The 21,141-nt window shown below is 64.2% G+C and carries 25 protein-coding genes and 4 tRNA genes; 19 read left to right on the top strand and 10 right to left on the bottom strand.

Features of this window, described 5'->3' with window-relative positions:
- The first annotated feature begins 144 nt into the window (after positions 1-144).
- A complete protein-coding gene (locus AC6LJW_RS06035) occupies positions 145-681 on the top strand; it encodes an outer membrane protein assembly factor BamE (RefSeq protein WP_056568755.1) in 537 nt (178 codons plus the stop codon).
- A gap of 15 nt (positions 682-696) precedes the next feature.
- Positions 697-1,488: a 4-hydroxy-tetrahydrodipicolinate reductase gene (gene dapB / locus AC6LJW_RS06030; protein WP_056568757.1), complete on the top strand. Its 792-nt coding sequence runs from the start codon at positions 697-699 to the stop codon at positions 1,486-1,488.
- An 83-nt stretch (positions 1,489-1,571) separates the two neighbouring features.
- On the opposite strand, the gene murB is transcribed toward dapB, so the two are convergent.
- Positions 1,572-2,615: a UDP-N-acetylmuramate dehydrogenase gene (murB, locus tag AC6LJW_RS06025; RefSeq protein ID WP_498086771.1), complete on the bottom strand. Its 1,044-nt coding sequence runs from the start codon at positions 2,613-2,615 to the stop codon at positions 1,572-1,574.
- Positions 2,616-2,820: 205 nt separating this feature from the next.
- Between murB and AC6LJW_RS06020 the strand changes: the two genes are divergently transcribed.
- From AC6LJW_RS06020 to AC6LJW_RS05995, 6 genes are all read left to right on the top strand, one after another.
- Positions 2,821-2,896, top strand: a tRNA-Gly gene (locus AC6LJW_RS06020).
- Positions 2,897-3,108: 212 nt separating this feature from the next.
- Positions 3,109-3,184, top strand: a tRNA-Gly gene (locus tag AC6LJW_RS06015).
- 146 nt (positions 3,185-3,330) lie between these two features.
- Positions 3,331-3,406, top strand: a tRNA-Gly gene (locus tag AC6LJW_RS06010).
- A 55-nt stretch (positions 3,407-3,461) separates the two neighbouring features.
- Positions 3,462-3,535 (top strand) — tRNA-Cys (locus AC6LJW_RS06005).
- Between the two features lie 100 nt (positions 3,536-3,635).
- The gene (locus AC6LJW_RS06000) at positions 3,636-3,971 is read left to right on the top strand and encodes a hypothetical protein (RefSeq protein WP_056568763.1); all 336 of its coding nucleotides are present in this window, start codon (positions 3,636-3,638) and stop codon (positions 3,969-3,971) included.
- Positions 3,972-3,975: 4 nt separating this feature from the next.
- A complete protein-coding gene (locus AC6LJW_RS05995; RefSeq protein WP_498086770.1) occupies positions 3,976-4,575 on the top strand; it encodes a DUF2946 family protein in 600 nt (199 codons plus the stop codon).
- Between the two features lie 15 nt (positions 4,576-4,590).
- Here the strand turns inward: AC6LJW_RS05995 and AC6LJW_RS05990 are convergent, their stop codons facing one another.
- Positions 4,591-5,046, bottom strand: a complete 456-nt coding sequence (locus AC6LJW_RS05990; protein ID WP_082579003.1) for a nuclear transport factor 2 family protein — start codon at positions 5,044-5,046, stop codon at positions 4,591-4,593.
- A 100-nt stretch (positions 5,047-5,146) separates the two neighbouring features.
- Positions 5,147-5,548, bottom strand: a complete 402-nt coding sequence (locus AC6LJW_RS05985) for a DoxX family protein (RefSeq protein ID WP_105237569.1) — start codon at positions 5,546-5,548, stop codon at positions 5,147-5,149.
- Positions 5,549-5,680: 132 nt separating this feature from the next.
- On the opposite strand from AC6LJW_RS05985, the gene AC6LJW_RS05980 reads away from it, so the two are divergent.
- The 5 genes from AC6LJW_RS05980 to AC6LJW_RS05960 all read left to right on the top strand — a co-directional run bounded on the left by AC6LJW_RS05980 (position 5,681) and on the right by AC6LJW_RS05960 (position 9,900).
- A complete protein-coding gene (locus AC6LJW_RS05980; RefSeq protein ID WP_498086769.1) occupies positions 5,681-6,613 on the top strand; it encodes a LysR family transcriptional regulator in 933 nt (310 codons plus the stop codon).
- Between the two features lie 10 nt (positions 6,614-6,623).
- Positions 6,624-7,205 (top strand): NUDIX hydrolase, encoded by a 582-nt coding sequence (locus tag AC6LJW_RS05975; RefSeq protein ID WP_056568771.1) that lies wholly within the window; start codon positions 6,624-6,626, stop codon positions 7,203-7,205.
- Positions 7,202-7,948, top strand: coding sequence for a leucyl/phenylalanyl-tRNA--protein transferase (gene aat / locus AC6LJW_RS05970; RefSeq protein WP_056568774.1), 747 nt, complete (start codon positions 7,202-7,204; stop codon positions 7,946-7,948). The genes AC6LJW_RS05975 and aat overlap by 4 nt, the downstream gene beginning before the upstream one ends.
- A 108-nt stretch (positions 7,949-8,056) precedes the next feature.
- A complete protein-coding gene (locus tag AC6LJW_RS05965) occupies positions 8,057-8,794 on the top strand; it encodes an arginyltransferase (protein WP_498086768.1) in 738 nt (245 codons plus the stop codon).
- Between the two features lie 62 nt (positions 8,795-8,856).
- Positions 8,857-9,900, top strand: a complete 1,044-nt coding sequence (locus AC6LJW_RS05960) for a quinone-dependent dihydroorotate dehydrogenase (RefSeq protein WP_498086767.1) — start codon at positions 8,857-8,859, stop codon at positions 9,898-9,900.
- 128 nt (positions 9,901-10,028) lie between these two features.
- Here the strand turns inward: AC6LJW_RS05960 and phaP are convergent, their stop codons facing one another.
- Positions 10,029-10,607: a TIGR01841 family phasin gene (gene phaP / locus AC6LJW_RS05955; protein WP_056568782.1), complete on the bottom strand. Its 579-nt coding sequence runs from the start codon at positions 10,605-10,607 to the stop codon at positions 10,029-10,031.
- Positions 10,608-10,988: 381 nt separating this feature from the next.
- On the opposite strand from phaP, the gene AC6LJW_RS05950 reads away from it, so the two are divergent.
- Positions 10,989-11,966 (top strand): tripartite tricarboxylate transporter substrate binding protein BugD, encoded by a 978-nt coding sequence (locus AC6LJW_RS05950; protein WP_056568785.1) that lies wholly within the window; start codon positions 10,989-10,991, stop codon positions 11,964-11,966.
- Positions 11,967-12,047: 81 nt separating this feature from the next.
- Here AC6LJW_RS05950 and AC6LJW_RS05945 read toward each other — a convergent pair whose 3' ends face one another.
- From AC6LJW_RS05945 to AC6LJW_RS05935, 3 genes are all read right to left on the bottom strand, one after another.
- Positions 12,048-12,911: an IclR family transcriptional regulator gene (locus AC6LJW_RS05945; RefSeq protein ID WP_056568787.1), complete on the bottom strand. Its 864-nt coding sequence runs from the start codon at positions 12,909-12,911 to the stop codon at positions 12,048-12,050.
- A 148-nt stretch (positions 12,912-13,059) separates the two neighbouring features.
- Complete coding sequence (locus AC6LJW_RS05940) at positions 13,060-13,875, bottom strand: competence/damage-inducible protein A (protein ID WP_498086766.1); 816 nt, start codon at positions 13,873-13,875, stop codon at positions 13,060-13,062.
- Between the two features lie 31 nt (positions 13,876-13,906).
- Positions 13,907-14,716, bottom strand: coding sequence for an EI24 domain-containing protein (locus AC6LJW_RS05935; RefSeq protein ID WP_427984313.1), 810 nt, complete (start codon positions 14,714-14,716; stop codon positions 13,907-13,909).
- A 63-nt stretch (positions 14,717-14,779) separates the two neighbouring features.
- Between AC6LJW_RS05935 and AC6LJW_RS05930 the strand changes: the two genes are divergently transcribed.
- Positions 14,780-15,163 (top strand): thioredoxin family protein, encoded by a 384-nt coding sequence (locus tag AC6LJW_RS05930; RefSeq protein WP_056568796.1) that lies wholly within the window; start codon positions 14,780-14,782, stop codon positions 15,161-15,163.
- Positions 15,164-15,243: 80 nt separating this feature from the next.
- Here the strand turns inward: AC6LJW_RS05930 and AC6LJW_RS05925 are convergent, their stop codons facing one another.
- The 3 genes from AC6LJW_RS05925 to AC6LJW_RS05915 all read right to left on the bottom strand — a co-directional run bounded on the left by AC6LJW_RS05925 (position 15,244) and on the right by AC6LJW_RS05915 (position 18,096).
- Positions 15,244-16,731 carry a DEAD/DEAH box helicase gene (locus tag AC6LJW_RS05925; protein ID WP_156395236.1) on the bottom strand — a complete coding sequence of 496 codons (1,488 nt, stop codon included), beginning with the start codon at positions 16,729-16,731 and terminating at the stop codon, positions 15,244-15,246.
- Between the two features lie 283 nt (positions 16,732-17,014).
- Positions 17,015-17,350 carry an AzlD domain-containing protein gene (locus AC6LJW_RS05920; RefSeq protein WP_056568802.1) on the bottom strand — a complete coding sequence of 112 codons (336 nt, stop codon included), beginning with the start codon at positions 17,348-17,350 and terminating at the stop codon, positions 17,015-17,017.
- The gene (locus tag AC6LJW_RS05915; protein WP_056568805.1) at positions 17,347-18,096 is read right to left on the bottom strand and encodes an AzlC family ABC transporter permease; all 750 of its coding nucleotides are present in this window, start codon (positions 18,094-18,096) and stop codon (positions 17,347-17,349) included. The genes AC6LJW_RS05920 and AC6LJW_RS05915 overlap by 4 nt, the downstream gene beginning before the upstream one ends.
- Positions 18,097-18,329: 233 nt before the next feature.
- On the opposite strand from AC6LJW_RS05915, the gene AC6LJW_RS05910 reads away from it, so the two are divergent.
- The 4 genes from AC6LJW_RS05910 to AC6LJW_RS05895 all read left to right on the top strand — a co-directional run bounded on the left by AC6LJW_RS05910 (position 18,330) and on the right by AC6LJW_RS05895 (position 21,132).
- Positions 18,330-19,250, top strand: a complete 921-nt coding sequence (locus AC6LJW_RS05910) for a branched-chain amino acid transaminase (RefSeq protein ID WP_056568808.1) — start codon at positions 18,330-18,332, stop codon at positions 19,248-19,250.
- Between the two features lie 83 nt (positions 19,251-19,333).
- Positions 19,334-19,552 carry a zinc-finger domain-containing protein gene (locus AC6LJW_RS05905; RefSeq protein WP_056568810.1) on the top strand — a complete coding sequence of 73 codons (219 nt, stop codon included), beginning with the start codon at positions 19,334-19,336 and terminating at the stop codon, positions 19,550-19,552.
- A 39-nt stretch (positions 19,553-19,591) separates the two neighbouring features.
- A complete protein-coding gene (locus tag AC6LJW_RS05900) occupies positions 19,592-20,014 on the top strand; it encodes a YybH family protein (protein ID WP_056568813.1) in 423 nt (140 codons plus the stop codon).
- Between the two features lie 17 nt (positions 20,015-20,031).
- Positions 20,032-21,132, top strand: coding sequence for a YheT family hydrolase (locus AC6LJW_RS05895; RefSeq protein ID WP_056568815.1), 1,101 nt, complete (start codon positions 20,032-20,034; stop codon positions 21,130-21,132).
- Positions 21,133-21,141: the final 9 nt, after the last annotated feature.

The following is a 21,141-nucleotide window of genomic DNA, read 5'->3' as shown; positions in this document are numbered from 1 at the left end:
CTCTCCGTCCGCGTTGGCATGGGCAAGGACTGGGGTCACCGCAAGCCGGCTCGCCGAATTCATGCCGCCTGGCGGAACTATCCTTATGAAACCTTTATGATAACGGTTTTGCTTGCTTCCAAATAATAGGGGCGCGTAGTGTCCATGTTTGCACGTATTCCCTCCCGCTCTCTGAAGACCGGTTTGGCCGTCGCCGCCCTGGCCGTCGCCTTGGCGGGCTGCACCTCGAACAAATGGGGCTTTCCGTACAAAGCTCCGGTCCAGCAGGGTAACTGGATCACGCAGGAACAGGTTGCACTGCTCCAGCCCGGCATGACCCGCGAACAAGTCCGTTTCGCGCTCGGCAGCCCCACGCTCACCAGCGTGCTGCACGCCAACCGCTGGGACTACCCGTACTACTTCAAGCCCGGTTACGGCAACTCGCAAGAGCGTAAATTCACCGTCTGGTTCGAAAACGACCGCCTCGTGCGCTGGGAAGGCGACAAGCAGCCTGACCTGCAGCCCTACCAGATCAACACGCCGGACGCCATTTCCGACGAAAAAACCGACAAGCGCCTGGATCAGGACGAGACCCGCGTCAAGGAAGAGCAGGACGAACAGAAGCGCGACGCCGATGCGCCCGTCAGCCCGCTCAACCAGTATCCGGGCCAGCCGGGCAACGCGCCCGAGCCGCTGCTCTAAATCCAAGGATTTTTTATGCGTATTGCTATTGCCGGCGCCAACGGCCGCATGGGCCAGATGTTGATCGAGGCCATTCTCAAGGCCGATGGCCTGGAACTGGCCGTTGCGCTGGACCTTCCGGGCTCCGCCTCGCTGGGCCGCGATGCCGGCGCCACGCTGGGCAAGCAGACGGGCGTGGCCATCACGGACGATCTGGACGCCCTTGCCGGCGCCGATTGCCTGATCGACTTCACCCGCCCCGAAGGCACGCTCAAGCACCTGGAAGCCTGCGTCAAACACGGCGTGAAAGCCGTCATTGGCACGACCGGTTTTGATGACAATGGCCGCGCCGCGATCGAAGTCGCTGCGCAAAAGACGGCCATCGTGTTCGCCCCCAACATGAGCGTGGGCGTCAATGCCACGCTCAAGCTGCTGGACATGGCGGCCCGCATCCTGAACGCCGGCTATGACGTCGAAGTGTTCGAAGCGCATCATCGCAACAAGGTCGATGCGCCGTCGGGCACCGCTCTGAAGATGGGCGAGACCATTGCTTCCGCCTGGGACGTCGCGCTGCCCGATGTCGCCACGTGGAGCCGCCACGGCGACACCGGCGTGCGCAAACCCGGCACCATCGGCTTTTCGGTGCTGCGCGGCGGCGACATCGTCGGCGACCACACCGTGTCGTTCTGCGGCATCGGCGAGCGCATCGAGATCACGCACCGCTCGTCCAGCCGCGCGACCTACGCGGAAGGCGCGCTGCGCGCCGCGCGTTTCCTGGAAGGCAAGACCAACGGCCTGTACGACATGCAGTCCGTGCTGGGACTCTGATCCAATCCACGGCGCCAAAAACAAAGGACCCCTCGGGGTCCTTTTTTCATGCCGTGTTCCTGCCGTTCTTCAGGCCCGGCCGGTCACACCACGACGGGTTCGGGCTCCAACCGCACGCCATAGCGCTCAGCCACGGCGTCCTGCACCGCGCGCGCCAGGCCCATGATGTCCGCGGCCGTGGCGCCGCCGCGGTTGATCAGCACGAGCGCCTGGCGATCGTGCACGCCAGCTGCGCCCAGCGCCTTGCCCTTCCAGCCGCATTGGTCGATCAGCCAGCCGGCAGCCAGCTTGTGGCGGCCATCAGACTGCGGATACGACACGAGGCCGGGAAAGCGCGCCGCCAGCGCGTCGCGCTGCGCAGGCGGCACGATCGGATTCTTGAAGAAGCTGCCCGCATTGCCGGTGACGGCGGGGTCCGGCAGCTTGGCGCGCCGGATCTCGCAGACCGCCTCGAACACGTCGCGCGCGCGGGGCGATCCGGCCGCCAGCCGCGCATGACGTTGCAGATCGGGATATTCCAGCACCGGCCGCCAGGGCCGCGGCAACGCGAAGCGTACGCTCACGATGATCCAGCGGCCGGGCTCGTCATGCTTGAACGTGCTGTCGCGGTACGAAAACCGGCAATCGGCCGCCTGCATCTCAACAAAGCGCGCCTTGCGCACATCCCACGCCGTCAGGCCATGAAAGCGTTCCTGCAGCTCGACGCCGTACGCGCCGATGTTCTGCACGGGCGAGGCGCCCACCGTACCGGGAATCAACGCCAGGTTCTCGAGGCCGTCCCAGCCCTGCGCCACGCAGGCCGACACAAAACCGTGCCAGCTCTCGCCGCCCGCGGCTTCGACGATCCAAGCGTCGGGCCGCGCTTCCACGAGGCGCACGCCCTGGAAAGCCACGCGAGCGACCAGGCCCGGCACGCGCTCAGGCAGCACCACGTTGCTGCCTCCGCCCAGCACCAGCAGCGACGGCGCCGCTTGCGCGAGCGCCGACAAGGCAGGCAATTGCGCCGGATCGCGCACCGCGACGAACGCGTCGGACCGGGATGCGAGTCCCAGCGTATTCAGGCGAGTGAGGTCCTGCACGGCCGGAGACAAGGAATCGGGCGCGGGGCCGGCGAAGGAATTTGACATGGGTGCTACGTGGTGTGCTATAGTTTCTGTCTTCGCTCAGTTTACTTGATTGAGTGCTTGACCCGATTTGAAGTTCAAATCACAGCCAGCAAGACCGGCTCAGGACAAGCTCAAAAAATCGTGCTAGACTGCGCGCCTTCTGATCGATAACCAAGTTGATCAGAGTGAATAAGAAAAGCGGTTCTGAGCAGTTTGCGGAACCAATGCGGGAGTAGCTCAGTTGGTAGAGCGCAACCTTGCCAAGGTTGAGGTCGCGAGTTCGAGACTCGTCTCCCGCTCCAGATTTTGATGTGCAGCGTTTTTCAATTCTGCAGATCGTTGAAAGCAAGGGCCGAAAGGCCCTTTTTTCATGCCTGAAGGCCAAGCCTTGCCGTACACACGGACCGGCTTGAGGGATGAAAAAATTAATGTATACTCTCGCCTCGCTGATCGCACAGCCGCCGGAATCGTCAAGATCCAAACGGGCCATCAGCGACTAGGGCAGTATGCAAATGCGGGAGTAGCTCAGTTGGTAGAGCGCAACCTTGCCAAGGTTGAGGTCGCGAGTTCGAGACTCGTCTCCCGCTCCAGATTTCGGTCTGCAGTGCAAAGACCCTTAAAAGCATGTACAATCGCTGTCTTTGGTGAACAGCCCTGATACCAAAACAGGCATTCATCAAAATAAGTGAATAGCAGTAAGTGAATAGCAGTAATACAGCAGCAAAGCAGTACCCCCGCGGGAGTAGCTCAGTTGGTAGAGCGCAACCTTGCCAAGGTTGAGGTCGCGAGTTCGAGACTCGTCTCCCGCTCCAAATACAAAGAGGAAGCATCGGCCCACACCGCGCTTCCTTTTTTCTTGCAAGTGCTGGCGCAATGGCAGAGTGGTTATGCAGCGGATTGCAAATCCGTGTACGTCGGTTCGATTCCGGCTTGCGCCTCCAGCATCTTTTCCCCCCTCCCCTGCATCTCGTTACCCATCCCTACGCCCGGTCAGCCGGATGATTGTTATGGTGACCCCGTTTTCATTTGAACGATGAGTCCATGCACAACATCCCGGAATCGCAGCCGCGCCGCTTTGCTACCCGCCCCGCTTTCCTGAGCCTGTCCGCCGCCGCGTTGATCGCACTTGCGCCCCTTGCCGCGGAGGCGCACGACAAGCACCATCACCACCGCCACAAGGGCGGCGAGTACAAGGAAAAGTATTGGGATGGCGCCTGCAAGGTCGAACGCAAGTGGAAGCGCAATGGCGACTACAGCGAAAAGCGCAAATGCCGTGACGACTATGCTTATGGCTACGCGCCGCAACCCGTGGCGGTACCGGTGATGCCGGTGCAACCTGGCATCGTCATCTCGCCCACGATCGTCATCCGCCCCTGAGACCATGGATCAATCGGTAAAGGACGCCCTCGCCCGCTGGCCGAATGTGCCGGCCGTCTACGGATGGCTGTCGCTGGATGCGCGCGGCCGCTGGCGTCTTCATCCGCAAGGCCAGGCCAATGACGGCGGGCCGGGCGAGCCGATCACCAATACGCAGATCCTGGAGTTCATCAGCCGCAACTACGAGCGCGATGATGCGGGCCGCTGGTTTTTCCAGAACGGCCCGCAGCGGGTATTCGTGCGCCTGGACGCGGCGCCCTTTGTGTTGCGGCTTGCCGATGACAATCGCAGCCTCATCACGCACACGGACGCGTCCGTCGACGCGGTCAGCGCGTGGTGGCTGGATGATGAAGGCCAGCTCTACGCATCGACGCCGATGGGCGCCGGCATCGTGCTGGACCGCGATTTGCAGCCGCTGCTGGAGATGATGCGGACGCAAGCTGGTGCCCCGCTGATGGACGCGCTGGCCGAACTGGCGGCTAGCCATTCGATGACGGCCGTCTGGCCTGACGTGTACGCGGCTGCGCCGCTGCACGCAATCGCGCAGGCAGACATCGCCGCGCGCCTGGGATTCGACCCCGCCCCGCACGCCCCCGCGGCCTGACAGGTCAGCGCGAACTCAGAACATCCCGTTGCCGTTGGCGGCTTTCTCGGGGATGGGTTGCACGGCGTCCCAATGCTCGACGATCTTCCCGCCTTCCAGGCGAAAGATGTCAATGATGGCGTTGCCGCGCGTGCCCGGCTCGCGCACCGCGTGGACATGCAGGATGACGTAATCGCCGTCAGTGAACACACGCTTGATTTCGCTATGCGAGGCGGGATATTTGTCGCGCAGGAATGCGATGAATTGCCGGAAGCCTTCCGGGCCGTCCGCCGCGTTGGGATTGTGCTGCACATAGCGATCGCCCACGTACTCGAGCGCGGCGTCCGCGTCTTTCTGGTTCAGGCCTTTTTCATAGAACGCCAGCACGGCCGCCTTGTTGGCGGCTTCCTGCTCGGGGGAGGCTTGAACGGTGCAGGCCAGGGCGGAAAATAGCAGTGCAGCAAACGCGCGCATGAACACAGGCCGTGACATAGCGACTCCAGTAATAAGTGAAAAAGGGCGAGGCCATTCTATGGCCCCGCCCTCGCGCAGGCCACGTCCGGCCCGGTCAACAGTGTGATGCGCGGAGCGGTCAGCGGCGGCCGCTTTTGACCAGCGCGAACTTGCCGTCGCCCAGCAGCGCCAGCACGGCAGCCGCCACCGTCAGGAAGATCGGATATTCCCAGCCGCCACCCGGGTTGCCGAAACCCCAGCCATTGCCGAAGTGGACCGTCGAGGCCGCAAAGAGCTGCACCACGGCAATCGCAGCCACCCAGCGCGGCACCACGCCCAGGATCAGCAGGATGCCGCCGGCCACTTCGAAGAACGTGACGGGATAGGCCAGCCAGCTTGCAAAGCCGATCTTGGCGAAAAACTGCGCGGTGCCGGGAAGCGTGAACACCAGCAGCTTGGTCAGGCCATGGGCCAGGAACATCACGCCCAGCGCCACGCGCAGGAGCAGCGCGGCATACGGCGCGGTACGGGAATCAATCATTGCAGTCATCCTTGTGCAGAAATGCGAATCGTCCGGAACGGGCAGATTCTTCATGGGCCGTATTCTTGCGATTCCAAAAACAAAGATAAACATGCAGAATTGCAAATTATTGTTCCTCGATAGGAAACAATCTTGGACACCCATACCGCCATGCAGACCTATGCCAAGGTCGTGGAACTGGGCTCATTTGCGGCGGCTGCCGACAAGATGGGTCAGGCGCGATCCGTGGTGACGCGGCAGATCGCGTATCTGGAGCAGAAGTACGGCGTACGGCTGCTGAATCGCACCACCCGAAAGCTCAGCATGACTGACGCCGGGCGCGCCTTCTACGAACGGGTCCGGCCCATTCTGGCGGAAGTCGCCGACCTGGAGCTGTCGCTGCAGGCCGAAGGCCAGCGGCCCAGCGGACGGTTGCGGGTCAGCGCGCCCGTGTCCTTCGGCATCCTGCATCTGGGGCCGGCCATCGCCGAATACCTGCAGCGTTATCCGGACGTGGTGATCGATCTGGACCTGAACGATCGCGTGGTTGATCTGGTCGAGGACGGCTACGACGTCGCGGTGCGCATCGGCCCGCTGGTGGATTCGTCACTAGTGGCCAGGCCCCTGGCGCCGCAGCAACTGCTGGTCTGCGCGGCGCCCACGTACCTGAAACGCCACGGCTCGCCCGCCGTGCCGGAAGACCTGAAGCAGCATCGCTGCCTGCACTACGCCTATGCCAGCACGGGCAACGAATGGCATTTCGAGAAAGACGGCGTGACGCATCTGGTGCGCGTGAACGCGGCGCTGCGGGCCAATAACGGCGACGTGCTGCGTACCGCCGCGCTGGCCGGCCACGGCATCATCCTGCAGCCGGAATTCCTGGTCGGAGACGACATACGCGCCGGCCGTTTGACCGCGCTCCTGACCGGCTATGCCCACACGCCGATCTCCATGGTCGCCGTCTACCCGCACCGCCGCTTTCTGTCGCCCAAGGTGCGGTCGTTCGTCGAGCACCTGGAAGCGCGGTTCGGCAGCCCCGCGCCCACCCCGCCGGCCCGGCGCGCCACGACCCGCCGCAGCCGTTAGAATCGTACCCATGACCGCCAAATCGCCCCTCGAATACTTCCCCGCCCCGCGCCGTTCCCACTTTTGCAGCCAGTGCGGCTCGCCGGTAAACCGCCGCGTGCCGGAAGGCGACAACCGCGAGCGCGACATCTGCGATCACTGCGGGGCGATTCATTACCAGAACCCGCGGTTGGTGGTCGGCACCGTGCCCGTGTGGGAAAACCGCGTGCTGCTCTGCCTGCGCGCCATCGAACCCCGCTACAACACGTGGACCCTGCCCGCCGGCTTCATGGAACTCGGCGAGAGCACGGCGCAAGGCGCGGCCCGTGAGACGCTGGAAGAATCCGGCGCCAAGATCCAGTTGGGCGACATCTACACCATCATCGACGTTCCGCAGATCGAGCAGGTGCACGTGTTCTACCTGGCCCAGGCGATGGGTCCCGAACTGGACCCCGGCCCGGAAAGCCTGGAAGCCCGCTGGTACGACGAAGCCGAGATTCCCTGGGACGATCTGGCGTTTCGCACCGTCGCCAGCACCCTGCGCCTGTTCTTCGAAGACCGCAAACGCGGCACCTTCGGCCCGCATCACTACACCTTAGAATCCCACCGTTGAAACTGCCCTGGCTTGCCGCCGACACCCCGTTTCCGCCTGCGGAATTTGCGCTGACGGATCCGGACGGCCTGCTGGCCGCGGGCGCAGACCTGTCGCTGGAACGCCTGACCCAGGCCTATTCCAACGGCATCTTTCCCTGGTACTCGGAAGGCGAGCCCGTACTCTGGTGGAGTCCCGATCCGCGCATGGTGCTGCCCGTGAAGGACTTCGCGCCGTCGCACTCGCTGCGCAAGCTGCTCCGCCAGATCGCCGCGCGGGAATACGAAGCGACACCCAGCGTACAGGTGCGGGTCGACACCGTATTTCCGCAGGTAATGACCGCGTGCGCGGCGCCGCGCGAGGGCCAGCCGGGCACCTGGATCACCGCAGCCATGCAGGAGGCCTACCGGCAATGGCATGACGCCGGCGTCGTGCACAGCATCGAAACCTGGATCGACGGCGAATTGGCGGGCGGGTTGTACGGCATCAGCCTCGGCCGCATGTTCTTCGGCGAATCCATGTTCACCCGCGTCCCGAATGCGTCGAAGATCGCGCTGGCGCATCTGGTTCGCTACCTGGATGCGCAGGGCGTCGAATGGATCGACTGCCAGCAGCAGACGCGCCATCTGGCCAGCATGGGCGCTGCTCCCGTGCCTCGGGAACGCTTTCTGCGACACGTCCGCCAAGCCACCCAACAGCCCGGCATTCCCTGGTCGCGCGGCCGGCTGGACACGCGTGGACAGCTGCATCCGGATACACCCTAGGGGACGGATTGCAGCCTGCGTTAAGCGTTAATATTGAGCCACTCCCGTCCCGGGTTTGCCGCTTTCACGCGGGATATCCGATACGCCCGCTCCCATGAGCCAGCTCCAATGAGCCAGCTGAAAGAACTCCCCTTCTCCACGCTGCAGTTTTATGCAACCGCCCCCTACCCTTGCAGCTATCTGCCGGGTCGCCAGGCCCGGTCGCAGGTCGCCGCGCCCGGGCATCTGATCAACGCGGGCACGTATTCCCAACTGGTGGAACAAGGCTTTCGCCGCAGCGGTCTCTTTACCTACCGTCCCCATTGCGACAGTTGCCAGGCCTGCATTCCCGTGCGGGTAGATACGGCCGGCTTCGCCCCCAACCGCAGCCAGCGCCGCGCGTGGCGCGACCATCAGCATCTGCAGTCGTTCGTGGCGGAGCTGGCGTGGTCGCCCGAACACTACCGGCTCTACACCCGTTACCAGCAGGGCCGGCATCCGGGCGGCGGCATGGACGAAGACAGCCGCACGCAATACGCCCAGTTCCTGCTGACCAGCCGCGTCAACACCCGGCTGGTCGAGTTCCGCAACGCCGAGGGCGTGCTGGTGATGGTCTCCATCATCGACGTGCTGGACGACGGCCTGTCCTCGGTCTACACGTTCTACGACCCGGACATCGCCGATGGTCTCGGCACGTACAGCATTCTGTGGCAGGTCGAACAGTGCCGCGCACTGAACCTGCCGTGGCTGTATCTGGGCTACTGGATCGCCGATAGCCGCAAGATGTCCTACAAATCCGCCTTCCGTCCAGCGCAGTTCCTGGTCGACGGGGAATGGCGCGACAGTCCGGAGCGTCCGCCCCTCTGAATCCGCTTCGGCGTCGATCGGGATCGGTGGGGACGGATCAAATCGCTCTACAATCCCGCCCCATGTCTATTCTCTTCCACGCCTACCCCCTGGCCCGCCCGGCGCTGTTCGCCATGGACGCGGAAACCGCCCACGAAGTCACTTTGTCGGGCCTGCAGCGCGCCTACGAATGCGGCGCCACGCGCAAGCTCATGCACGCGCAGCCCAAGGCGCCCTGCACGCTGATGGGGATGCAGATGGCCAACCCGATCGGGTTGGCCGCCGGCCTGGACAAGAACGGCGCCTATATCGACGCGCTGGGCAACCTGGGCTTTGGCTTCATCGAGGTCGGCACGGTCACGCCGCGCGCGCAGCCCGGCAATCCCAAGCCCCGCATGTTCCGCCTGCCGCGCGCCAATGCGCTGATCAACCGGCTGGGATTCAACAACCAGGGACTGGATGCGTTCCTGGCCAATGTGCAGCGCAGCACGTGGCGCAAGCAAGGCGGGATCCTGGGCCTGAACATCGGCAAGAACGCGGACACGCCCATCGAACGGGCCGCCGACGACTACCTGATCGGCCTGGACGGCGTGTACCCGCATGCCGACTATGTCACCGTGAACATTTCGTCGCCAAATACCAAGAATCTGCGCGCGCTGCAAAGCGGCGACGAGCTCTCTGCCCTGCTGGCGCGGTTGGCCGACAAGCGCCGCGCCCTGGAAGACCAGCATCAGCGCCGAGTCCCGATGGCGGTGAAGATCGCACCGGATTTGTCGCAGGAAGAGATCGACGCCATCGCCGAGATCCTGCCGCGCCACGGCATTGACGGCGTCATCGCCACCAACACCACGCTGTCGCGCGACGCGGTGAAGGGTCTGGCCCACTCGGAAGAGGCAGGTGGTCTGTCCGGCGCCCCCGTGCATCAACTGTCGCTGGCGGTGATACGCCGCCTGAAGGAAAGGCTGGGCAACAGCCTGGCCATCATCGGCGTGGGCGGCGTGCTGTCTGGCCAGGAGGCCCGCGAAAAGATGGAAGCCGGCGCCGACGCGGTGCAGCTCTACACGGGCCTCATCTACCGCGGCCCCGGCCTGGTCGGCGAATGCGTGCGCGCCGTGGCGCCTCGCTGATCGGCATATAAAGCCAAAAACGCAGGCAAAAAAAGGGGCCACCCTGTGGGTGGCCCTAATTCCAGCTCTGCTCTGTCACTCAACAGTACTACATTACTGCGCTTTGCGCAGCACCGTGCGCCAAATACTTAGGCGCTGCGGCGGCTGCGGCCGGCAACCTTGGTGGCGGCATCAGCGGCGTCCGTGGCGGCCTTGAAGGTCGCGTTGGCGGCGGCGTTCAGGTTCGACTCGGCGACTTCAGCGGCCTGCTTGGCGGCCTTGGTCATCGAATCGTAGGCGCTGTTCGCGGTGGCCAACGAGGACTTGATCAGGGCAACGGCGCTTTCGGAGCCGGTCGGGGCGTTCTTGGAGAACTGGTCGACGGCTTCGCTCAGCTGTTGCTGGCTTTCGGCGATCTGTTCTTCGGTCAGCTTGACCAGGCTGCCTTGCACGCCAGCAACGATGTCATACACGTGCTTGGTGTAGGCCAGGGCCTTTTCGGCGCCCGGTTGCAGCAGGCCCGACGCGAACGCGGCGGCTTCCTGCGGATCCTTGACTTCAGCGGCTTGCTGCGACTTCTGGGCGACTTCGTCCAGGGTGGCGCGCACGACCTTCAGGTTCAGCTCAACCAGCTTTTCGAAGCCGGCGAAGACGGCCGTCTGGGCAGCCACGATGGTGTTGATGCTGGCCTTTTGACGGTCCAGAACTTGTTGCGGAATTGCGCTCATAGAATGCTCCTCTCAGGGTAGCCGGAGGTTGTCCGGCAATAAGGATGGTTGTCTGCGACGAAATAAAAAACGTGCGCGGAAACTGGTACTACAAGCTACCGCCGGCCCGTTTGATGCACTGCACAAATGCCATTCTAGACTCGGTGAAAAACTTGTCAAGCAGTTTTTGTGCGGCGCAACAAGTGTTTGCACTTTATCGGTGCACGCGCCTGCCAAGGCTTGATTCTGCTCAAGGACTTGCCGGAACTCGGGAAATACCGGACATGACGCGGTATCAATTCTTTTCTACACTGTTTTCACGCTGATGACAGACAAATACCAATGATATGTCAGCGAAAGATAACTAATCGCAGCAAGCAAAACCCTGCAATCGGAGACCTCATGACTTTCATTCCCCGCACGCTTTCGGCCCTGCTCGCGGCCGGTGCCCTGTTCGCGGCCGGCGCCGCGCACGCGGAATACCCGGAACGCCCCATCAACATGGTGGTGCCGTTCGCGGCAGGCGGCCCGACGGACAACGTCGCCCGCTCCCTTGCGGAAGCCATGCGGCCCAGCCTGGGCCAGACGGTCGTCGTCGAAAACAAGGGCGGCGCCGGCGGCACCATCGGCACCACCCAGGTCGCCCGCGCCCAGCCGGACGGCTATTCCATCCTGCTGATGCACGCCGGCTTCTCGACCGCCCCCTCGCTGTACAAGAATCCGGGATACGACCCCTTCACCAGCTTTGAGCCGGTCGGCCTGGTGGTCGACGTGCCGATGACCATCGTCGCCCGCTCGGACTTCCCGCCCAACACCATCGCCGAACTGGCTGATTACGTCAAAAAGAACAAGGACAAGGTGTCGCTCGCCAACGCCGGCATCGGCGCCGCCAGCCACCTGTGCGGCACGATGCTGGTCGAAGCCCTGGGCGTGCAACTGCTGACCATCCCGTACAAGGGCACCGCCCCCGCCATGAACGACCTGCTGGGCAAGCAGGTCGACCTGATGTGCGACCAGACCACCAACACCACGCAGCAGATCGAAGGCGGCAAGGTGAAGGCCTACGCCGTGACCAGCCTGAAGCGCGTTCCCACGCTGCCCAAGCTGCCGACCATGGACGAGTCCGGCTACAAGGGCTTTGAAGTGGGTATCTGGCATGGCATGTGGGTGCCGAAGGGCACGCCCAAGCCCGTCGTGGACAAGCTGGTCAAGAGCCTGCAGGCCGGCCTGGCCGACCCCAAGTTCCAGGAGCGCATGAAGCAACTCGGCGCCACCGTGCTGACGTCGGAAGCCAATCCGGACGCGCTGACCGCCAAGGTCAAACAGCAGGTCCCGCAGTGGGCCGAGCTGTTCAAGAAGGCCGGCATCGAAAAGCAATAAGCCTGCTTCAATAACTCTGCTTCAAGCGGCCTAAAACAAGAAGCCCCTTCACGGGGCTTCTTTTTTACAGTGTCCGCCAGGCTATGGCCGCATGGCTTCGGCCGCCAGGCCCAGGCCATTGAAGCCCGACGAAACCGAGGGCTCGTAGCCCAGGGCTTCGGAAATGCTGCCGGCGGTTTCAACCAGCGCCTTGATCCAGTCGTCCTGCAGGCGTTCGGCGGGCGCCGAGATGGAGAGCCCCGCCACCAGCTTGCCGGTATCGTCAAAGATGCCGGCCGCGATGCAGCGGACACCCAGTTCCAGCTCTTCGTTGTCGCGGGCGTAGCCGTGGCGGCGCACCAGGGCCAGTTCCCGTTCCAGCTTGTCCAGGTCGGTAAGGCTGTTGCGCGTATGGCCGGCCAGCCCCGTGCGCAGCGCATAGGCGCGCACTTGGCGGGTGTCACCGGTGGAAAGAAACAGTTTGCCGGTGGACGTGAGATGCAGCGGCGCGCGGCCGCCGATGGCCCGCACCACCTGCATGCCGGAGCGTTCGCTCCAGGCGCGGTCGATGTAGACGATCTCGTCGCCTTGCTGCACGGAAAGATTGATGGTCTGCCCCGTCAGCTTGTGAAGTGACCGCATGGCGGGAATGGCGGCCTCGCGCACGTTCAGACGCCCCTTTACCAGCGATCCCAGCTCCAGCAGGCGCATGCCCAACTGATACAGGCCGTTGTCGACCCGCTCGACATAGCGGCCGACGACCAGATCGTTCAGGATGCGGTGGGCGGTGGACGCGTGCAGACCGGTGGTGGCCGAGAGCTCTTTGAGCGTGACGGGATCCGGTTGCGCGGCCAGAGCGTCGAGCAGACGCATCGCGCGTTCGATGACCTGAATGGCGATCGGATGGGCGGAAGCGCCTTCGGTTTCGGCGTCCAGCGGATTGCGAGGGGTGGGAAGACGGGCCATGGAATTTTGGGCTGGTGCCACCACGCAAGACACGCGTTGCGGCAACGCAGCAAACAGTTCTTATCCCGTATTGTGAAATTTACCAGCCGGTTTGGCAATCAGTATTTGAGCGGCGGGCGCCACCGGCGGCACCCCGCCGGCGCGCAAATCAGGCCGCCGCCGGGGGTGCCAGCTTGCCGCCCAGGCGCAGAACTTCGGCTCGCAGGAACTCGAGCGCCGCTGCGGCTGCCTCGGGTTCGCCCTTTACGCCAAGCTCGATATGGGGCGTGCCGCCCGCCTCGCCGACGCTGGGCAGACTGAACGCGCGCACGTCGGGCCAACGGCTTTCCACGGTGACCATCGACGGCGTGATGCGCGATTCCGGCATGCTGAAAACCAGGAAGGAATGCTCGACGTGTGCGCGAACATGCTGCAGCGCACGATACCGGCTGTCGAGCGTCCATTCCAGCATGGGCCACGCCATCACGGGAAAGCCCGGCACGAAGGTGTGGTCCTTGATGAAGAAACCGGGAATGCGGTTGTACGGATTGGGGACGATCTCGCAGCCTTCGGGGAACATGCCCATCTGCAGCCGCTGCTGGTTTTCCGGCGCACTCATGTCGGCGGTGCCTTGCCCTTTTTCCGCCATTTCGCGTGTGCGCAGCGCGATGGCTTCCTCGGCTTCGGGATGCAGCGCCAGCGGCAGGCCAAGCGCGGCGGCCGCGGCCTGGCGAGTATGGTCGTCGGGGGTACCTCCGATGCCGCCACACGAAAACACGACGTCGCCCGTGGCGAAGCTGCGCTTGTAGGCGTCCACCAGACGGTCGCGCTCGTCAGGCAGGAATTCGGCCCAGCTCAAGTGCATGCCGCGCGCGCCGAGCATCTCGACGATCTTCGAAAAATGCTTGTCCTGGCGCCGTCCCGACAGGATTTCATCGCCGACGATGATGAGGCCGATACGGCGGGCGGTGGATTCTGCAGCCATGTCCGATTCCATTGGTGAGAAAAGACGCCGGTCAGACGTCGATGACGCGGTCCTGCCGCAGGCGCTTGAGGGCTTCCAGGCCGTAGTGCGCGTAGACCAGCGCGGAAAACACCGGCAGGATAATCCACGCGGGCGGAAGCAGGTTCAGCAGCGAGCAAATAAGACCGATGGTCCAGAAGCCGCCGTTGTTGCGTTCGAGGATCAGTTTGCGTTCGTCCGGGCTGGCGTGTTCGACGATTGCGTCCACGCGCATCATTCGCGAAAACGCGAAGGCCCACCAGAAGATCGACAGCACGATGGCCATGGGCGGCACCAGCCAGAGCGGCAGCGTCAGCAGCCAGCCGGCGGCGAACGCCACGGAAACCCACACGGCGTTCCACACGCTGACCGCGGTGGAGAACTTGCCGCGCCGGCCCACGGTGGCGTATTCACGCTGGCCGACGTGGCGCAGCACCAATGGCATGACGAAGACGGCCGCGATGGCCAGCCCCAGGATGCCGGACACCGGCAGCAGGATGGCCGCGGCAATGATCGGAATCAGCCAGATCTTGAGCGAAAAAATGCCGACCGCGATGAACCATTGGTCGACGCGATTGACGAGGTCCCATTGCGACACCTCGGCACGCAGCCAATCGTTCAGCGGCGTCCAGAAAAACCAGAGCAGCAGGATGGCGCCAACGAGCGCAATGAGAAAAGGCAGCAGCACCGCGAACAGCATGGTCGGGTGGCACTGCGACACGAGCGCGCGCTTGAACGCCTGCCCCACGCTTACGGCGCCCGCGCCGGCGCCGGCCAGGCGGCCGTTCCCGGGGGTGGGAGGATCAGTACGCAGAACGGTCATGGCAATCAAATTGAGGGGTGAACAACCCGGGTATGATAGTCAAACCCGCCCCGATCCGCTCACATGTCACTGCTTACCCCCGGTACTGATCTCGCCCCGCTGCGCACGCGCCTGGGCGCCACGCCCAACGCCTGGCTCATCGCGTGTTTCTGCGCCGCCTGGTGCGACACCTGCGAAGAATACAAGCCCAAATTGCAGGCACTGGCCAGCGCGTTGCCGCAACACGTCTTTGCGTGGGTCGACATCGAGGATCACGCCGAATTGCTGGGCGACGTAGACGTCGAGAACTTCCCCACGCTGCTGGTGCAGATCGGCGATCGTGTCGTGTTCTACGGCCCCATGCTGCCGCACATCGGCCACCTCGAGCGCCTGCTGGAAAGCCTTAATGAAGACAGCGCGGCCGTGAACACCGCCCTGCCCGATCTGCCGCGAATGCTGGCCGCCTGACATCGCGGCGCGCCCAACAAAAAACCCGCAACGCCTGAGAAGGCCTTGCGGGTTTTTGTTGGGATCGACGCGCGGGGCGATCAGGGCTTGCGGCTACCGCCGAGCAGGACGGCAAGCTGGCGCTTGGGCGCCGACGACGGCGACGCATTGCTGCGCGACTCCTGTTCGTCGGCGGGCGCGGCAGCCGACGAGGGCTCGTAAGGCTTAAGGAAGAAGTCATCCACCGGTTGGCGCGAGCCGCCGGCATGATGGCTGGATCGGCGGTCCGAAGAACGGCCGCGGTCGCCGCGATCGCCTCGGCTTTCGCGGCCGCCCTCGCGCCCTTCGCGCGAATGCGAGCTGCCATCGCTGCGGCGATGGCTGCGCGCAATCAGGTCGGCCGGCACATCGAGCGTGCCACGCGGCACTTCGCGCTTGATGAGCTTTTCGATGTCGAGCAGGAAGCGCTCTTCGTCGGCGGTGAACAGGGCAATGGCTTCGCCCGACGCACCCGCGCGGCCCGTGCGGCCAATGCGGTGCACGTAGTCTTCGGCGTTGTACGGCAGGTCGTAGTTGATGACGCAGGGCACGCCCGCCACGTCCAGACCGCGCGCGGCCACGTCGGTCGCGACCAGCACTTCGAGTTCGCCCGCCTTGAAGGCTTCCAGGGCCTTCATGCGATCGGCCTGGGTCTTGTCGCCGTGGATCGATTCGGCCTTGACGCCGTCGCGTTCCAGTTCGCGCGCCAGACGCGCGGTGCCAATCTTGGTGTTCGAGAAAACGATGACCTGGTTCAGGCCGCGCGACTTCACCAGATGCACGACGGCGGCACGCTTGGCGTCGCTGGTCATCTTGTAGGCGATCTGCGTGATGGTCGTGGCAGTGGCATTGCGCGCCGCCACTTCGATTTCCACAGGCTGGTTCAGGTACGAACGGCCCAGCTTGCGGATTTCGTTGCTGAACGTGGCCGAGAACAGCAGGCCCTGGCGTTGCGCGGGCAGCAGCCGGATGATGCGTTCGAGATCCGGCAGGAAACCCATGTCGAGCATGCGGTCCGCTTCGTCCAGCACCAGGATGCCGACCTGGCTGAGGTTCACGTTCTTTTGTTCGACGTGGTCGAGCAGGCGGCCCGGCGTGGCGACCAGCACCTCGCAGCCGCGGCGCAGCGCTTCTTTCTGCGGACCGATATCCACGCCCCCGAACACGACGGCTGAGCGCAGCGGCGTCTTCTTGCTGTAGCGCTTGACGCTCTCGAAGACCTGGTCCGCCAGTTCACGCGTGGGCGCCAGGATCAGCGCGCGCACCGGATGCCGGGCGGGCGAGGCACTGGTGTTGGCCAGCGGCATCAGGCGATGCAGGATCGGGACCGTGAAGGCCGCCGTCTTGCCGGTACCGGTCTGCGCGGCGCCCATGACGTCACGACCCGACACCACAACGGGAATGGCCTGCGCCTGGATGGGCGTGGGGGTGGTGTAGCCGGTTTCGGCGATGGACTGCAACAACAGAGGGTGCAATCCGAAATCGTCGAACGTCGGCGCGGGCGCGGGCGCGTCAGCGGTGGGTGCTGCGGTTTGAGTGGTTTCAGTCATCAGGGGTTAGGCAAGTACCGGGACCAGTGAAAAAGAACAAAACGAGAGTGCTGCATGCACTGCTACATAAGGCATCGGGGCATCCATGCTGGATTCGATACTTATGAGGGCAGTACCAGGCCCGGATTGCTGTGGATTGATGAATTTTAGCGCAGCCGCCTTATCACACGGTCAAACGGTCCGTTTGAGGGCCGGTCAGCCGCATGATCGAACCGCCCGTCGAGGCGAAAAAAGCTCCCGGCGTGTCCGCCAGGTGGACGAAGCAACCGTTGAATTGCGGCCGTCAGCTGGCCAGCCAGCGTAATCCCCAGAGCACCAGCATGCCCACCACGATCACCAGTACCGCGCTGCGCGTGCGCAGGAACACCAATATGGCGACCAGACCGGCGACCAGCTTGTAGTCGAAGACCGGACCGAGCCCGGCTTTCCAGGGCAGCAGGTCCGGGACCACGATGGCCGTCAGCGCCGCGGCGGGTGCGTAGCGCAAGGCGCGGCGCACATTGTCGGACAGCGGAATGTAGTCGCCAAACAGCATGAAGCCCGCGCGCGTCAATACGCTGCACAGGGCAAGCAGCAGGATGGCCGAATAGACGTAGAGTTCCCAGGACCAATCCGTCATGAACGTGCCTTGAAGAAGCGTTCGGCCCACATGCCGGCAATGACTCCGGAGATGACCGCTGCGGCCAGCCCGAGGCGCAGGGGCATTGCCTGCCCTACCCAGGCGACGACGCCGGCCGCCAGCATGGACACCAGCATGGGCTTGGAGCTGGCCAGCGGCACCGTGATGGCCAGCAGCGCCAGCACGGCGGCAAAATCCAGGGACCAATCGGTGGGGACCTGCGCGCCCAGGTAAATACCCACGATTGACGACGACTGCCAGACCAGCCAGCCCGGCACGATGGAGCCCAGGAAGAACCAGAGCTGCTCGCGCGTGCCGCGTTCGACCGAGTCGCCAAAACGGGGCATGAACAGCACGAAGCCCATGTCGGTCGTGAAATAGCCGAGCCCCAGGCGCTTGGGCCAGGACAGGTGGCGGAAATACGGCTGCAAGGCCGCGCCGAAGATGATGAAGCGCAGGTTCACGACGCAGCCGGCGGCAAAGATCAGCCAGAGCGGCGCACCGGCGGCGATGAGGGGTAACGAGGTGAGCTGGGCCGAACCGGCGTACAGGAGCAGCGTCATGGCGAGCGCCATGGATTCGGTCAGTCCGGACTTGACCATCGCCACGCCGGTGACCAGCCCCCATGTCGCCGTGGCGATCAGGGCGGGCACGATGGCATGGACGCCGGCACGGAAGGCGGTCACGCGTTCCTGGCGGACCAGGACTGGGTCTTCGGATTCAGGAAGCGCGGATTCAGAGGACAACGGCTGGCCCCTGGCGATTCAGACAGGACGACATGGATACTCGATGGGAATGAACACGCGACAGCCCGTTCGCCCGCCGGCATCAAGCTGCGCGAGGGCCTTGGCCCCGCACCGGTGCGCGAATAGGCCCGTATTGTAACCTCGACGCTTGATACAATAGCGCCCTCAAGATTCTTGGCCACCATGGCCTGGCGCGCTGCGGCAGGTCTGGCGCGCACTGTGTGGAGAAGACCATGTCGATGGCTGACCGTGACGGTTTCATCTGGTATGACGGCAAGCTCGTTCCATGGCGAGACGCGACGACGCATGTCCTGACGCATTCACTGCACTATGGGCTGTCCGTCTTCGAAGGCGTGCGCGCCTACCGCTCCACCCTTGGCACCGCCATCTTCCGCCTTGAAGACCACACCAACCGGCTCTTCAATTCGGCGCACATCTACCAGATCCCCATGCCGTTCGATCGCGACACGATCAACGAAGCCCAGCGGCTGGTCGTGCGCGAAAACCAGCTTGAGTCCGGCTATCTGCGCCCCCTCGTGTTCTACGGTCCCGAAAAAATGGGCGTGTCGCCCAAGGGCGCGCGTGTGCACGTGGCCATCGCGGCGTGGCCCTGGGGCGCCTATCTGGGCGAAGAGGCGCTCTCCGGCGGCATCCGCGTGAAGGTATCGTCGTTTGCGCGCCAGCACGTGAATGTCACGATGCCGCGCGCCAAGGTCGCCACCACCTACGCCAATTCCATCCTGGCCAATACCGAAGCTCTGCAAGACGGCTACGACGAAGCCCTGCTGCTGGACACTGACGGCTTCGTGGCCGAAGGCGCCGGCGAAAATCTTTTTCTGGTCAAGGACGGGGTGCTCTGCGAGCCCGAGATCGCTTCCGCGCTGACCGGCATCACCCGCTCGACCATTCACGCCCTGGCGGCCGACCTCGGCCTGCGCGTGGTCACCAAGCGGCTGACGCGCGACGACGTCTACATCGCGGACGAAGCGTTCTTTACCGGCACGGCCGCCGAAGTCACGCCCATCCGCGAGGTCGACAACCGCCAGATCGGCTCCGGCCGGCGCGGTCCGGTCACCGAACTATTGCAGAACGCGTTTTTTGACGTGGTGAATGGCCGCAACCCGAAGTACCATCACTGGCTAAGCAAAGTCTGAAGTCCGATTCGCGCGGTTTTGCGAAGCAAGACCGCATCATTGTTTCAACCTGCCGTATATCGGTTCTTTTTTCAGGAATATCCATGACCGCTGCTGCTCCGGCCGCCGTCTCCCGCGCTAACGAAGTCATCGAGGTCGGCGCCGAAGACCTTCCCGTTTTCTGTCCCGGCCCCAAGGCCCCGCTCTGGAGCATGCACCCCCGCGTCTTCCTGGACGTGGCTCGCACCGGATCCGCAAGCTGCGCCTACTGTGGCGCCGAGTACCGCCTGAAGGCCGGCACGGTGCTGCACGGCCACCACTGAGCCACCCCGCCCATAACACGCTTAACCGTTTCAGCAGCCATGTTCGCCACGCCCGAAGAAGCAGAACACGCGTTCTACGAAGCCCTTGAGCAGGCGGACGCTGTCCGCCTGATGCAGGTCTGGGCCGACGACGAGGAAGTCGTATGTATCCATCCGGGAGGCCTGCGTATCGTCGGCCATTCCGCGGTGCACGAGTCCTGGCAACAGGTGCTGTCCAACGGTCCGCTGCATGTGCGTCCGCTGCGCCCGCTCGTCATGCTCAGCATGATGTGCGCGGTGCACGTGCTGGTCGAACAGGTGGCGGTGCGCACACGTGAGGGCACGCAGTTCGCCAACTGCTACGCCACCAACATCTACCACAAGGGCCCCACCGGCTGGCGCATGGTCATGCACCATGCCTCGCAGGCGCCCTCTGAAGCCGGGGTGCTCGACCTGCACGACGTGCCCGACATGCTTCATTGATCGGGGTGGATTCCCAGTTGGCCGCTGCTCGTCTTGATACAACGCCCTGCCCCGTCCCTCCCTGGCTTCCCGGGGGCGACAGCCAGACGGTTTACGCCGCCCTGTTCGCGCAGTATCACCGCATCGCGTTCGTGCGCGACCGCGTCGACACGCCCGATACGGACTTCGTCGACTTCGACTGGACCGGCCCCGGACTGTTTCCGCACAAGGCCGCCGACGGGGCGCCGGTAAGCGGCCAACGCCCGGTCGGCAATGGCAAGACCGCCGCGGCCCGCTGGATGACGGACGCCGACTGGAAGTCGCTGCCGCAAACCCCCGACACCCCTGCCCTGATCCTGTTCCATGGCCTGGAAGGCGGCAGCAACAGCCGCTACGCGCAATCTGTTGCGCATTACTTCCGGGCGCGCGGCTGGATCGTGGTGATCGCGCACTTCCGGGGGTGCTCGGGCGTGCCCAACCGCCTGGCCCGAGCGTATTACTCCGGCGATTCGGCCGAGGTCGGTTTCCTGCTGAACACCGTACGCCAGCGCATCCCGCACGCGCGCTGGCATGCCGTCGGCGTATCGCTGGGCGGCAACGCGCTGCTGAAATATCTGGGGGAACACCAGGAAGACACCACGTGGCTGACCGCCTGCGCCGGCGTGTCGGCGCCGCTGGATCTGGTCGCCTGCGGCAAGACGCTATCCACCGGCATCTTCAACCGGCGCGTCTACACGGCGCACTTCCTGAAGACGCTCAAGCACAAGGTGCTGGAAAAGGCGCACCGCTTTCCGGGTTCCATCGACGTCATGCGCATCGCGCACGCACACGACCTGCGTGAGTTCGACGATACCTATACCGCGCCGATGCACGGCTTTCGCAATGCACTGGACTACTGGACGCGCGCGTCCAGCAAGCCGTGGCTGCCCAAGATCGCCGTGCCGACGCTGGTGCTGAACGCGCGCAACGATCCCTTCATCCCTGCCGCCTCGCTGCCCAAGCCCGACGAATGCGCGCCGGGCATCCTGCTGCATCAGCCTTCCGATGGCGGACATGCGGGCTTTCCGACGGGCAGCTTTCCAGGGCATCTGAACTGGCTGCCCCAGCGGCTGGGGCGGTTCTTCGAAACCGGGCTGTAAAGGCGCGGC

This window comes from Achromobacter sp. 1012554356, assembly GCF_059760815.1.
This window is presented reverse-complemented; position numbering and strand designations above follow the sequence as displayed.